Consider the following 13,370-nt stretch of genomic DNA (forward strand, 5'->3'; position numbering starts at 1 on the left):
ACTAGATTAATAAGTTAGCAATTACGCGTCAGTTGGCGCGTCAGCTGCAGGTGCTGCTGATTCCATTGCTTCTTTAATACTTAGACGTACACGGCCTTGGCGATCTACTTCTAGTACTTTAACTTTAACTTCTTGACCTTCAGAAAGGTGATCAGCCACGTTATTAACGCGCTCAGTACTAATTTGAGAAATGTGTACTAGACCATCTTTACCAGGAAGAATGTTTACAAACGCACCGAAGTCTACGATACGTACAACTTTACCTTCGTAGATAGTACCTACTTCAAGTTCAGCTGTTAATTGCTCAATACGGCTAATTGCATTAGCTGCACTTTCGCCATCTGTAGCGGCAATTTTAATTGTACCGTCGTCACCGATTTCAATCGTTGTACCAGTTTCTTCAGTAAGCTGACGAATAGTTGCGCCACCTTTACCAATAACTTCAGCGATTTTCTTCTGTGGGATTTTCATTGTGTATATGCGAGGAGCAAACATTGATAGCTCTTCAGAAGGAGCAGAAATCGCTTCATCCATCACTTCTAAGATATGTAAACGTGCAGCTTTTGCTTGTTTAAGCGCAATTTGCATGATTTCTTGAGTGATACCTTCGATTTTGATATCCATTTGAAGTGCAGTAATACCCGCAGCAGTACCGGCAACTTTAAAGTCCATGTCACCTAAGTGATCTTCATCACCTAAGATGTCAGAAAGAACAACGAATTTATCGTCTTCTTTAACTAGACCCATCGCAATACCGGCAACAGATGCTTTAATTGGTACACCCGCGTTCATAAGTGCTAGAGAAGTACCACAAACAGACGCCATTGAAGAAGAACCGTTTGATTCAGTAATTTCAGATACTACACGGATTGAGTAAGGGAACTCAGTCAGAGTAGGCATTACAGCTGAAATACCACGCTTAGCAAGGTTACCATGGCCGATTTCACGACGCTTAGGAGAACCAACAAAACCAGTTTCACCTACACAGAATGGAGGGAAGTTGTAGTTAAGCATAAAGTGGTTTTTATGAGTACCAGTTAAATCGTCGATTAACTGTGAATCACGTTCTGTACCAAGTGTCGCTGTTACTAACGCTTGAGTTTCACCACGTGTAAAGATAGCAGAACCGTGAGTACGCGGTAATACGCCAGTCATTACGTCTAGTGCACGAATCATATCTGGTTCACGACCATCGATACGTTTTTCGCCAGCAGCGATACGGCCACGAACGATTTTCTTCTCAAGTGAACCGAAGATTTTGCCAATTTCTTGCTTGTCTAAAGACTCGCCTTCAGCAAGTTCAGCTGTTAATACTGCAACAACTTCATCTTTAGCTTCACCAAGAGCTTCTTTACGCGCTACTTTATCAGTGATTAAGTAAGCTGCGCCTACTTTTTCAGCAGCAATAGTTGCTACTTTATCTTCTAGTGCAACATTTTTCTCAGGTGCAGTCCAATCCCAAGTAGGCTTGCCTGCTTCTGCTTTAAATTCTTCGATTGCAGTAATGATCGCTTGAGATTGCTCATGACCATATACAACAGCGCCGAGCATTACGTCTTCTGCAAGTACGTTAGCTTCTGATTCAACCATAAGTACCGCTTTATCAGTACCGGCTACCACTAAATCAAGTTGGCTTTCTTCAAGCTCTTTTAATGTAGGGTTAAGTACGTATTCGCCGTTGATGTAACCAACGCGAGATGCACCAATTGGACCACTGAATGGGATACCAGAGATAGCAAGTGCTGCTGAAGTACCAATCATCGCAACCATATCAGGTTGGATTTCAGGGTTAACAGAAACAACAGTAGCAATAACTTGTACTTCGTTTACAAAGCCGCTTGGGAAAAGTGGACGAATTGGACGGTCAATAAGACGTGCAATAAGAGTTTCGCCATCGTTAGGACGGCCTTCACGCTTTAAGAAACCACCAGGGATACGACCAGCAGCGTACATACGCTCTTGGTAGTTAACTGTTAGTGGGAAAAAGTCTTGACCAGGTTGTGCTTCACGCTTACCAACAACAGTTACTAAAACTGAAGTGTCGCCAATGCTTGCAAGTACAGCGCCGTCTGCTTGACGAGCGATTGCACCAGTTTCTAGAGTCACTGTATGTTGACCTAGTTTGAATTCTTTAATAATTGCTTGCACTTAAAATATTCCTTAAATGTATTCTAATAAGTTGTCATCAAAGTACCAATTACAGTACATAATTGTATTCAGTTGGAAATCAATTAAGTACTACAATTGGCAATGATGTGAATAATTGCAGATAAACCTTTTTACCTACGCGCATAGTATATACCAAAGCTACTTCAAAATGCGAGTCTAGGGTGTGTTGTTCTTTGTGGATTGAAATTTGTTCATCCTAGGGGCGATTTAATCACGGCGCGAGATTTGTAACCTAGTGGGCTAAGTAAAAATCGAGCAACAAAGAGTTAATCGCCCCTAGGATGAACCCGCAGGGCAGCGCATGTTTGGCATTTATGCTGCGTTATCGCCTATTTATGGGGAATAACCACACTACATAGGCGCTGCCTTGCCTAAAGACCAAACATACAGCTGCAAAATTAATCACGAAAGGTCAACACACACTAGCTACTAGATTTAAGCTGGGCTAATGAGTGGGTAAATACAACGATGCTTGATAAGCTATGAAATAGGAGTTTTACAATATAATTCAATAAGTTTATAAATTTGTTTTATTTTCAAACACAAATTTTAGGCACAAAAAAAGGAGCTAAAAAGCTCCCATTTCTATAATCTAGTTCTTAACGACGTAGGCCAAGTTCTTTGATTAGTGCAGTATAACTAGTGATATCTTTACCTTTAAGGTAATCAAGTAGTTTACGGCGAGTGCTTACTTTACGAAGCAGACCACGGCGTGAGTGGAAGTCATGCTTGTGATCAGCAAAGTGACCTTGAAGCTTGTTGATATCATAAGTAAGTAATGCTACTTGTACTTCTGATGAACCTGTATCGCCTTCTGCACGTGCAAATTTAGCAATGATATCGATTTTTTCTTGATTGCTTAGTGACATAGTAACTCCAAAAATTAAATTTAAAAGGTGTCTTAGCCGATCACTAATTCAGCCAAAACGATTAAGCCGGCGTATTCTACCAACTGTGGGAATAACTACAAGTTAATTATTCCCAGCTACAACTAATAAGCCACTGCTGGGCACACTAATTGCTTATTCAGGCTTTACGTAATCATCTTGCTGGCTAGCAAGACCACGTTTAACCTTTAAATGGCCACTTGAGTTGCGCTCGCCAGTACCAATAAACACACCATCCGCAACAACTTTAATTGCCCCCTCAGGTAAAGCTTCAGGTAACTCGACTGCTTGCCCATGACTAAATACTTTGCCCTGCTCTTTCGAAATTTCAATAACAGGTAAATCAGTTAAAGCAGTGTCTATAGGTAATAACAACGCGTCTAAATAAGTAGAAGGCGCAAGCTCTTCTGCTTTCGCTTTAGCAAGCAACGCTTCAATTTCATCAAGCGAAACCATTTTATCTGCCGGATACTGACCAACAGCAGTTCTGTGAAGCATTATAACGTGTGCGCCACACCCTAGGTTTTCGCCCAAATCATCAACGATTGTACGAATATACGTCCCTTTTGATACATGAGCCGTCATTTGTAATACGTTGTTTTGTTCATCAAATTCGTCAAACGATAAGCTAAACACATTTATTTTTCTGCATTTACGAGGGACTTCAATACCCTCTCGTGCGTACTTATATAATGGTCTACCTTGATACTTAAGTGCTGAGTACATTGATGGATATTGATCTGACTCTCCAACAAAAGCTGCAATTTCTTTTGTTAACTGCTCACGCGTCACATTCACATCTTTCGTGCTTACGATTTCGCCATCAGAATCTGATGTTGTTGTACGCTCACCCAGTTTTGCACGAACGATATAGGTTTTATCTGTATCGAGTAAAAACTGCGTAAACTTAGTCGCCTCACCAAAACAAATTGGCAGCATACCTGTAGCAAGCGGGTCTAAAGCCCCAGTGTGGCCAGCTTTTTGTGCAAAATAAACACCTTTCGCTTGCTGCAGAGCTTTATTTGATGAAATGCCTTGCGGTTTGTTTAACAACAAAATACCGTCAACTGCACGGCCTTTACTGCGCTTTGCCATCTGTATCAGTGCCTTCTTCGCTATCTGTATCTTCTACGTGCTTAGTACTTTGTTCACTATCTGAAATATCAGCATCAACACTTTCTACATCTTCATCGACATGCTTTGCGTTATCTTCGCGGATAATAGAATCCACTAAATTAGAAATACGCATACCTTCCATCAGTGAATTATCAACTACAAACTTTAACTCAGGCATTATACGAGCACGAATACGCTTACCAAGTAACGAGCGAATATAACCCGTTGCTTCATTAAGTACTTTAGCGCTTTGCTTAGCTGCATCTTCATCTTGTGTGTTAAACACAGTGATGAAAATTTTGGCATAAGATAAATCACGCGATACTTCTACCGCTGACACTGTCACCATACCTAAGCGTGGATCTTTAATTTCGCGTTGTAAAATTACAGCAATTTCTTTTTGGATTTGCTGTGCAACACGATCAGTGCGAGAAAATTCTCTCATTGCATTTGTCCTAAAATCATAACTTATTGAAATTTAATAATAAGCTAATTAAATAATGGATACACAAATGGGGGCTAAGCCCCCATTTATTAGTTTAGCGAGCTAACAATTAAAGAGTACGTTGTACTTCAACTGTTTCAAATACTTCGATTTGGTCACCAACACGTACGTCATTGTAGTTCTTAACGCCGATACCACATTCCATGCCGTTACGAACATCAGCAACATCGTCTTTAAAGCGACGAAGTGACTCAAGTTCACCTTCATAGATAACCACGTTTTCACGTAGTACACGGATTGGAGCGCTACGTTTAATAACACCTTCAGTAACCATACAACCAGCAATTGCGCCAATTTTTGGAGACTTGAATACGTCACGAACTTGCGCAAGACCAATGATTTCTTGTTTAAACTCAGGTGCTAGCATGCCTGACATTGCTTGCTTAACTTCTTCGATTAAGGCATAAATTACGCTGTAATAACGAAGGTCTAAGTTTTCAGTATCAATCACTTTACGAGCAGAAGCATCAGCACGAACGTTAAAGCCAACTACAATTGCGTTAGACGCTGCAGCTAGTGTCGCATCAGTCTCAGTAATACCACCAACACCAGAGCCTACAATCTTCACTTTTACTTCATCAGTAGAAAGTTTAGTTAGTGAATCAGAGATTGCTTCGATAGAACCTTGAACGTCTGCTTTAAGTACCACGTTAACTTCAGAAACATCACCTTCAGTCATGTTAGTAAACATGTTTTCAAGTTTAGCTTTTTGTTGACGTGCTAGTTTAACATCGCGGAACTTACCTTGACGATATAAAGCAACTTCACGCGCTTTACGCTCATCTTTAACTACAGTTGCTTCGTCGCCCGCAGCAGGAATACCAGAAAGACCTAAAATTTCCACTGGAATAGATGGACCTGCCGACTTGATGTCTTTACCGTTTTCATCGCGCATTGCACGAACACGGCCATACTCAAGACCACATAATACAATGTCACCTTGGTTAAGCGTACCAGATTGAACAAGTACTGATGCAACTGGACCGCGGCCTTTATCAAGACGAGATTCAATAACAACACCTGCAGCCATACCTTCGGTAGGGGCAGAAAGCTCTAAAAGCTCAGATTGCATAAGTACGGCTTCAAGAAGGTCATCAATACCTAGACCAGTTTTAGCTGAAATATGAACGTACTGCGTATCGCCGCCCCATTCTTCAGGGATAACGTCTAGCTGAGCTAGTTCGTTTTTAACGCGATCTGGATCTGCGCCTTCTTTATCCATTTTGTTTACAGCAATGATTAAAGGAACGCCAGCTGCACGTGCGTGCTGTACCGCTTCTTTAGTTTGTGGCATAACACCATCATCTGCTGCAACCACTAAGATTACGATATCTGTCGCTTTAGCACCACGAGCACGCATTGATGTAAATGCAGCATGTCCTGGAGTATCTAAGAAGGTAATCATATTGCCGTTTACATCAACATGGTATGCACCAATATGCTGTGTAATACCACCGGCTTCGCCAGAAGCAACCTTCGCAGAACGAATGTAATCTAGAGTCGATGTTTTACCATGGTCAACGTGACCCATTACAGTTACTACTGGAGCACGAGGCTCTGACTTACCATCTTCATGGCGGTCGTTAAGTACTGTTTGCTCTAATTCGTTTTCTTTAACAATGATAACCTTGTGACCCATTTCTTCTGCAACTAGTTGTGCAGCTTCTTGGTCAATCACTTGGTTAATAGTAACCATGTCACCCATTTTCATCATTGTTTTAACAACTTCAGCGCCTTTAACAGCCATGCGTGATGCAAGCTCAGCTACTGTAATTGTTTCGCTAATACGCACTTCATTTTTAACATCAACAGTTGGTTTTTGGAAACCATGCTGCAGCGATGCTGGTGCTTTTAATTTAGACTTGTTACGGCCTCTTGACGCTGCAAATTTATCTTTTGCTGGCGCTTTTTTCTTTTTCTTAGCACGGCGAGTGCCTTGCTCATCACGAGCATCGGCAACATCTTCTGCTTCACGTGCATAAGTTGAAGTCGTAAGATGGTGATCCGCTGTTTCTTCGCGTTTCTTACGTTCTTCTTCTTCTTTCTTCCAGCGTGCTGAATTCTCTTCAGCTAGCTTTCTTGCCTCTTCTGCTTGACGTTTCGCTTCTTCTTCAGCTTTCTTCAATGCGGCCTCTTCTGCTTCTTTTTGCAGACGCTCAGCTTCTATGCGATCTTTCTCAGACTTAGCACTTTGCTCTGGGGTCATCTGCTTTTGTTTCGCTTTACGCTCTGCATCAGCTTTGCGTTTAGCTTCTTCTTTAGCTTTACGGTCAGCTTCTTCTTTCGCTTTACGTTCTGCCTCTTGTTTCGCTTTTAATTCTGCGGCTTCTTGTTCAGCTTTTTGTTGCTGTTCAAGACGGGCTTTTTCTTCAGCGGCTAAGCGTGCTTGCTCTTGTTCTTGCTCCATTGCGCTTTTCTTCACGTAGGTACGTGTTTTACGAACTTCAACTTGAACATCTTTAGCTTTACCCGTAGAACCAGTCACGCTTAATGTGCTTTTGCTCTTACGTTGTAAAGTCATACGCGCTGGGCCATCTGAACCTGTACCACCATGATGCTTGCTTAAATGATCAAGTAACGTTGCTTTTTCAGCTTCTGTTACGTTATCAGTTGCTTGCTTAGTGATACCTGCTTGTGAAAACTGCTGTAGCAATTTATCAACAGTTGTACCTATATCGCCGGCTAGTTTTTCAACATTTACTTCTGCCATAGTGTGTAATACCTCCGTTAATAAATTACTCGTCTGCAAACCAACAAATGTTTCGTGCAGCCATAATCAGTTCACCCGCTTTTTCAGATGAAAGTTCTGTGATATCAACTAATTCGTCAATACCTTGCTCTGCCAAGTCTTCAAGTGTAACAACACCTTTGCTTGCCATAACAAATGCTAAGTGACGCTCTAAGCCTTCAAGCGCAAGTAAGTCTTCAGCTGGCTCTGCGCCATCTAAGCTTTCTTCCGTTTTAAGTGCTTTAGTTGTCAATGCATCTTTTGCGCGTGAACGCAATAAATCTACAGTCTCTTCATCAAGACCATCAATTTCTAAAAATTCAGACGCAGGTACATACGCCACTTCTTCAAGTGTCGAGAAACCTTCGTTAATAAGTAATGATGCAAACTCATCATCTATATCTAAATTTTCAGTGAATAAGTTAAGTAACTTATCAGATTCAGCTTCATTTTTGGTACGCATGTCTTCAACAGTCATTACGTTTAGTTCCCAGCCAGTTAATTGGCTTGCTAAACGAACATTCTGACCATTACGACCAATTGCTTGTGCTAGGTTATCGGCTTCTACAGCGATATCCATTGAGTGAGTGTCTTCATCCATTACGATTGAAGCAACTTCTGCTGGCGCCATTGCATTGATAACAAATTGTGCTGGGTTGTCATCGTAAAGTACGATATCAACACGTTCACCACCAAGCTCAGACGATACAGCTTGAACTCGTGCGCCACGCATACCAACACATGCACCAATTGGATCAATGCGTTTGTCGTTAGATTTAACAGCAATTTTAGCGCGTGAACCTGGATCACGTGCAGCTGCACGTAACTCAATCATCTCTTCGCCAATTTCTGGCACCTCAATGCGGAATAATTCCATTAGCATTTCAGGTTTAGAGCGCGTTACAAATAATTGTGCACCGCGTGCTTCAGGTTTAACTTCATATAAAAGACCACGGATTCGATCACCCGGGCGGAAGTTTTCACGTGGCAACATGTCATCACGGTAAATTACCGCTTCTGCGTTGTTACCTAAATCAAGTACGATTGCATCGCGAGTTGCTTTTTTAACAACACCCGTTACCAGCTCGCCTTCTTGATCTTTGTATGCTTCAACAACTAAAGCGCGCTCAGCTTCACGTACTTTTTGTACGATAACTTGCTTAGCCATTTGTGTTGTAATACGGTCAAATTTGATTGAGTCGATTTGCTCTTCAACATAATCACCCATTTGCAAATCAGGTTCTTCAACCTGTGCTGCTTCTAGAGTGATTTCGCTGTATGGGTTCTCTAAAGAACCATCTTCTAATACAGCGGCAATTTGCCAGCGACGAAACGTATCGTAATCACCGGTTTTACGGTCAATTGCTACACGTACTTCAATTTCGCCATCGTGTTTTTTCTTTGTCGCTGTCGCTAGAGCGAACTCTAGAGCTTCAAAAATCTTTTCTTTTGGAACCGCTTTCTCATTGGAAACGGCTTCAGCAACCAATAATATCTCTTTTGCCATGGGTAATGCCTCGCTTGCCCTATTCCTTCGCACTCGAATTTAAAACTTCGCGATTAAATTCGCACGTTCGATGTTACTAAGCATGATCAGATGCTCTGCACCATCGCTAGATAGTGTGATCATATCGCTGCTAACTGCTACTAAGTCGCCTTTAAAATTACGACGACCATCCTGTGGAAGTTTAGTACGCACGCGTACTTCCTCTCCTTGCGCCTGCTCGTAGTGATCTTGTTTGAATAATAGACGATCAACACCAGGAGACGATACTTCCAAATCATATTCATTTGTAATTGGGTCTTCGACGTCTAAAATCGCACTAATTTGGCGACTGGCATCCGCACAGTTATCAACTGAGATCCCATCCTCATGAGCAATATATACTCTTAAGGTAGAATGGCGACCCGCTTGTACAAATTCAAGACCATGCAACTCAAAGCCTAACATTTCTACCGCAGGCGTTAACATGGTTACTAAATCTTGTTCAAGTTTTGTCACGAAAATCCTCCATACAAACAAAAAAAGGGCTTATAGCCCTAAAATACTGAGTTTAAATTTTAATTTGATAGCAATTGCCACAAATCGTAAGGTGCAGATACAACAACGCCCCGAACCAAGCGGGGCGTCACACCAATAAAGCATAAAACTGTGTGGCCGAGGGCCAAGCTTGGTTGCGAGTCAGTAAACTGACCTAATTAAACTACATAGCCTAAAACGCAAAACGCGCATTACTTAGAATGCGCGATATAAATTAGTAAGGTAATACCTACTAGTAGAATTGGTTGCGGGAGCCGGATTTGAACCGACGACCTTCGGGTTATGAGCCCGACGAGCTACCAGACTGCTCCATCCCGCGCCAATAGATATCAAACCTTAAATTTAATATCGCTGTTAGCTGTTATACAACACGCTAAACAATGGCCGCTATTATAAGGATGTACAGGATAATTAGCAACTATAATACGCAATTAGTTTATAAAATTTGCAATTCGTCAAGATGCTAATTTAATGTATATGTAAGTAACATAAGTAATCAGCCAACTTTATAAAATTCCCATACTTGAGCCATAAAATGTAGTAGCTTATTATTTCAGGATAAAAATCAGATAAACTGAAGTTTAATAACTCTTAAAATACATTTTAAAGGCTCACTAATTACCAGAAAGTAAATAGATATAACAAAAAGCCATACTTTCACACTAAAAAAACGTGCAGAATTTGAACTGCCCGCTATAATCAACATTATTCCTACTTGATAATAATAGTTATTACTCACTGCAACGAGATAAAAATGAATCAACAACAATCAGCATTATTAAATAACTTAACAATTATTAAGCCTAACTTTCATGCGTTTACGGCTAAATTTCATAGTAAATTAGCCCAATCTAGTATTGAGATGAATTACCCGACGGCCTTACAGTTTAACGAAAAGAGCTTTACCCTCTTTTGCGTATTAGAACGAATTGTTAAGCATTTAGATAAACCAGCATCGGTAGCTCCTTTTTTAGCTCACCATTTAATGTATCTAAAAAAAAGCGGCGCTTCACACAGTGACATTGCCCTTTTATCTAACGCTTTTTACGAAACCCTTGAAGAGCACCTTGGTAAACATTTTACTACTGAGAGTCAGCTCGCTTGGAAAAAAGCGCTTAGATACTTTGAAAGCTTTGCAAGCAATGTTCTTTTCAACGTTACCAATGTGGTTTCGTTACAACAAAGAATGCAGCAAAAGCAAAGTAATAAAATTTAGATATTCAATTTTGGGGGGGTGACTTAATTTACTTAATCTCCCCTTAATTAGACTCATTTTAACACCATGGTCAAAAACGCCTTGATATGCGGTTAAACTTTTTTGCCCTATTGCTAACAGCACACTGTATTGTGTTATTTACCGCCTATATTCGTTTTACTAATCTATTATTAAACTCAAGAAACAAATAATCCCCAGCATTAAAAACAGCAAACTATTGTCGTTACGCACTTATTTACTCCTATTTGCTTGTTGTAAAATATTAAAACGATCGTTTAATTAACTATGCCCGTATAAAAAAATTTGGCTTTACTATGACCCATCATAAAACACTTAGATTAATACTAGGCGATCAGCTAAACCCATCTCATTCATGGTATAAACAAAAAGACGACGACACGCTTTATCTCATCGCAGAATTAAAACAAGAAACCGACTACGTTAAGCATCACATTCAAAAACTGTGTGCTTTTTTTAATGCTATGGAAAACTTTGCGACTGCATTAAAAACGGCAGGTTTTAATGTTTTGCATTTAACACTTGACGATACCGCTGACGACAAAGATTTAATTGAATTACTCAAGCGAATTGCCGATAAATACCAATGCGAAACTATTGAATATCAATATCCTGATGAGTTTAGGCTTAAGTCTCAATTAGCTAAGTTTAAAAGTGATGGCTCATTTGATGTAATTGCCACAGATACTGAACATTTTTTATTACCGTTCACCGATATAAAAACACGCTTTACAAAAAACAAGCATGTGACAATGGAGCACTTCTATCGTGCTATGCGTAAGCAGTTTAATATATTAATTGATGATACTAAGCCAACCGGTGGCAAATGGAATTTTGACAGTAATAATCGTAATAAATTTTCCAAAGCTGACTTAGCGTGTATACCAAAACCTAAGCTATTCAATAATGATGTTAAGAACATCATTTCTCGCTTAAATAAGCACAAGATCGTTTACTTTGGCGAATTAGCCGATCAGAGACTAGAGTGGCCAACAACGCGTAAACAAGCCATTGAATCTCTAGAATACTTTTGCGAGCATTTACTTAGTTGCTTTGGTCACTTTCAAGATGCGATGACAGATCAAAGTAAAAATAATACCAGCTTGTACCATAGCCGATTATCGTTTGCCCTAAACGCAAAAATACTCCACCCGTTATATGTAATCAAACGTGTAATAAGGGAATACGAACAAAGACCAAGTGAAATATCCCTCTCGCAAGTAGAGGGCTTTACTAGGCAAATATTAGGTTGGAGAGAATATGTACGTGCCATTTATTGGATTAACATGCCCGACTACGCTGTTAAAAATCAACTGCAAGCCAAAAACACACTACCATCTTATTTTTGGAACAGCTCTACAAAAATGAATTGCCTAAGCCACTCATTAAAACAAAGCCTTGAAACCGCTTATGCCCACCATATTCAACGCCTAATGGTTATTGGAAACTTTTGCATGCTTACAGGAATAAACCCTGATGACGTAGATAACTGGTACCTAGGTGTTTATATCGATGCCATAGAGTGGGTAGAGATGCCCAACACCCGAGGAATGAGCCAGTTTGCCGATGATGGAATAATTGCGACTAAACCTTATGCTGCAAGCGGTAACTACATTAATAAGATGAGCGATTACTGCAAAAGCTGTCAGTACGATGTTAAACAAAAAGTAGGTGATAAAGCTTGCCCGCTAAATAGCCTGTACTGGCATTTCATGAATAAACACAGAGACAGGCTAGAAAAGAACCCACGTATTGGTATGGTATATAAAAACTGGGATAAACAAGAAAAAACACTCCAAGAACAAACGCTGCAACAAGCAACCTACTACCTTAATAATTTAGAAGCGCTGTAAACAAAAAAGCCGCCTCGAATGAGGCGGCTAAGTAATCAGGGGAATATGTACTTTAGAAGATTATTTACCTTCTATTAGATTGCTATTACCAATTTCAATTTTACGTGGTTTTAGCGCTTCAGGGATTTCACGTTCTAAGTCAATACTTAGTAAGCCATTGGCTAAATCTGCGCCGAGTACTTTTACGTGATCTCCTAACTGAAATTTACGTTCAAAGTTACGCTCAGCAATACCTTGATGAATAAATTTACGCTCTGCGTTTTCATCTTTATTTGCTTTAGTACCTGTAACTTTTAATGTGTTATTTTCTGACTCAATGGTTAATTCGTTATCGCTAAAACCGGCAACGGCCATAGTGATTCTGTATTTGTCTTTATCGAGTGCTTCTATGTTGTAAGGAGGAAAACTTGGCTGCTTATCTGTATTAGCTGCCGCATCCATAAGTGATGCTAAATGTTCGAAGCCGATAAATGAACGATAAAGTGGTGATAAGTCTACTGTACGCATAATAATATCCTCATATTTAAGCGATATTTTGCATGTGCTCTTCTATTGAACAAGCTCAAGCAAAGTTTAATTAATAGTATAAATTTCAATTGTTTAAGTTTAATTTAGGACCCATCAGGCGTCCTACTTAGCTATATATGGACGGTAAAATTGTTTTCAAGAGATTAATTTTAAAAAATTAAAAATAAATAAAAAAAGGCACTAAAAAGCTGTCTCTTGATCACAAGTCTGACTCAAGAGATTTTGCTAAATCGTAGCCTTCCAGGATGGCTTGTAACTTAAGCCATCCTTGCCATAACACTTTCACAGATGCACGCCCTGTGCGCTTGG

At 40.0% G+C, this 13,370-nt stretch carries 10 protein-coding genes and 1 tRNA gene; 2 read left to right on the plus strand and 9 right to left on the minus strand.

The features are described 5' to 3' along the window. Window positions 1-21 precede the first annotated feature (21 nt). From pnp to H5090_RS06845, 8 genes are all read right to left on the minus strand, one after another. Complete coding sequence (pnp, locus tag H5090_RS06810; RefSeq protein ID WP_182695332.1) at window positions 22-2,148, minus strand: polyribonucleotide nucleotidyltransferase; 2,127 nt, start codon at window positions 2,146-2,148, stop codon at window positions 22-24. A 620-nt stretch (window positions 2,149-2,768) separates the two neighbouring features. Then, window positions 2,769-3,038: a 30S ribosomal protein S15 gene (gene rpsO, locus H5090_RS06815; protein ID WP_002958490.1), complete on the minus strand. Its 270-nt coding sequence runs from the start codon at window positions 3,036-3,038 to the stop codon at window positions 2,769-2,771. A gap of 153 nt (window positions 3,039-3,191) precedes the next feature. Further along, window positions 3,192-4,151: a tRNA pseudouridine(55) synthase TruB gene (gene truB / locus H5090_RS06820; protein WP_024595969.1), complete on the minus strand. Its 960-nt coding sequence runs from the start codon at window positions 4,149-4,151 to the stop codon at window positions 3,192-3,194. After that, window positions 4,135-4,617 (minus strand): 30S ribosome-binding factor RbfA, encoded by a 483-nt coding sequence (gene rbfA, locus H5090_RS06825; protein WP_002958487.1) that lies wholly within the window; start codon window positions 4,615-4,617, stop codon window positions 4,135-4,137. Before rbfA ends, truB begins: the two co-directional genes overlap by 17 nt. Window positions 4,618-4,726: 109 nt before the next feature. Beyond that, window positions 4,727-7,387, minus strand: coding sequence for a translation initiation factor IF-2 (infB, locus tag H5090_RS06830; RefSeq protein WP_002958484.1), 2,661 nt, complete (start codon window positions 7,385-7,387; stop codon window positions 4,727-4,729). A 25-nt stretch (window positions 7,388-7,412) separates the two neighbouring features. Further along, a complete protein-coding gene (nusA, locus tag H5090_RS06835; protein ID WP_002958483.1) occupies window positions 7,413-8,912 on the minus strand; it encodes a transcription termination factor NusA in 1,500 nt (499 codons plus the stop codon). Window positions 8,913-8,951: 39 nt separating this feature from the next. After that, complete coding sequence (gene rimP, locus H5090_RS06840; RefSeq protein WP_002958482.1) at window positions 8,952-9,407, minus strand: ribosome maturation factor RimP; 456 nt, start codon at window positions 9,405-9,407, stop codon at window positions 8,952-8,954. A gap of 281 nt (window positions 9,408-9,688) precedes the next feature. Then, a tRNA-Met gene (locus tag H5090_RS06845) sits at window positions 9,689-9,765 on the minus strand. A gap of 435 nt (window positions 9,766-10,200) precedes the next feature. Between H5090_RS06845 and H5090_RS06850 the strand changes: the two genes are divergently transcribed. Next, window positions 10,201-10,662: a globin domain-containing protein gene (locus tag H5090_RS06850; protein ID WP_002958480.1), complete on the plus strand. Its 462-nt coding sequence runs from the start codon at window positions 10,201-10,203 to the stop codon at window positions 10,660-10,662. A 314-nt stretch (window positions 10,663-10,976) separates the two neighbouring features. Continuing rightward, window positions 10,977-12,533, plus strand: a complete 1,557-nt coding sequence (locus H5090_RS06855; RefSeq protein ID WP_182695333.1) for a cryptochrome/photolyase family protein — start codon at window positions 10,977-10,979, stop codon at window positions 12,531-12,533. 60 nt (window positions 12,534-12,593) lie between these two features. On the opposite strand, the gene H5090_RS06860 is transcribed toward H5090_RS06855, so the two are convergent. After that, a complete protein-coding gene (locus tag H5090_RS06860; RefSeq protein ID WP_024595972.1) occupies window positions 12,594-13,040 on the minus strand; it encodes an Hsp20 family protein in 447 nt (148 codons plus the stop codon). Window positions 13,041-13,370: the final 330 nt, after the last annotated feature.

Origin of the sequence: Pseudoalteromonas sp. SR43-5 (genome assembly GCF_014163835.1) — a bacterium.
In the GTDB taxonomy this organism is placed as follows: Bacteria; Pseudomonadota; Gammaproteobacteria; order Enterobacterales; family Alteromonadaceae; genus Pseudoalteromonas; species Pseudoalteromonas distincta.

Excerpts from the sequence above, each read along its gene's own strand:
- rpsO (WP_002958490.1), bottom strand. The coding sequence starts at position 3,038 with ATGTCACTAAGCAATCAAGAAAAAATCGATATCATTGCTAAATTTGCA.
- truB (WP_024595969.1), bottom strand. The coding sequence starts at position 4,151 with ATGGCAAAGCGCAGTAAAGGCCGTGCAGTTGACGGTATTTTGTTGTTA.
- rbfA (WP_002958487.1), bottom strand. The coding sequence starts at position 4,617 with ATGAGAGAATTTTCTCGCACTGATCGTGTTGCACAGCAAATCCAAAAA.
- infB (WP_002958484.1), bottom strand. The coding sequence starts at position 7,387 with ATGGCAGAAGTAAATGTTGAAAAACTAGCCGGCGATATAGGTACAACT.
- nusA (WP_002958483.1), bottom strand. The coding sequence starts at position 8,912 with ATGGCAAAAGAGATATTATTGGTTGCTGAAGCCGTTTCCAATGAGAAA.
- H5090_RS06850 (WP_002958480.1), top strand. The coding sequence starts at position 10,201 with ATGAATCAACAACAATCAGCATTATTAAATAACTTAACAATTATTAAG.
- H5090_RS06855 (WP_182695333.1), top strand. The coding sequence starts at position 10,977 with ATGACCCATCATAAAACACTTAGATTAATACTAGGCGATCAGCTAAAC.
- H5090_RS06860 (WP_024595972.1), bottom strand. The coding sequence starts at position 13,040 with ATGCGTACAGTAGACTTATCACCACTTTATCGTTCATTTATCGGCTTC.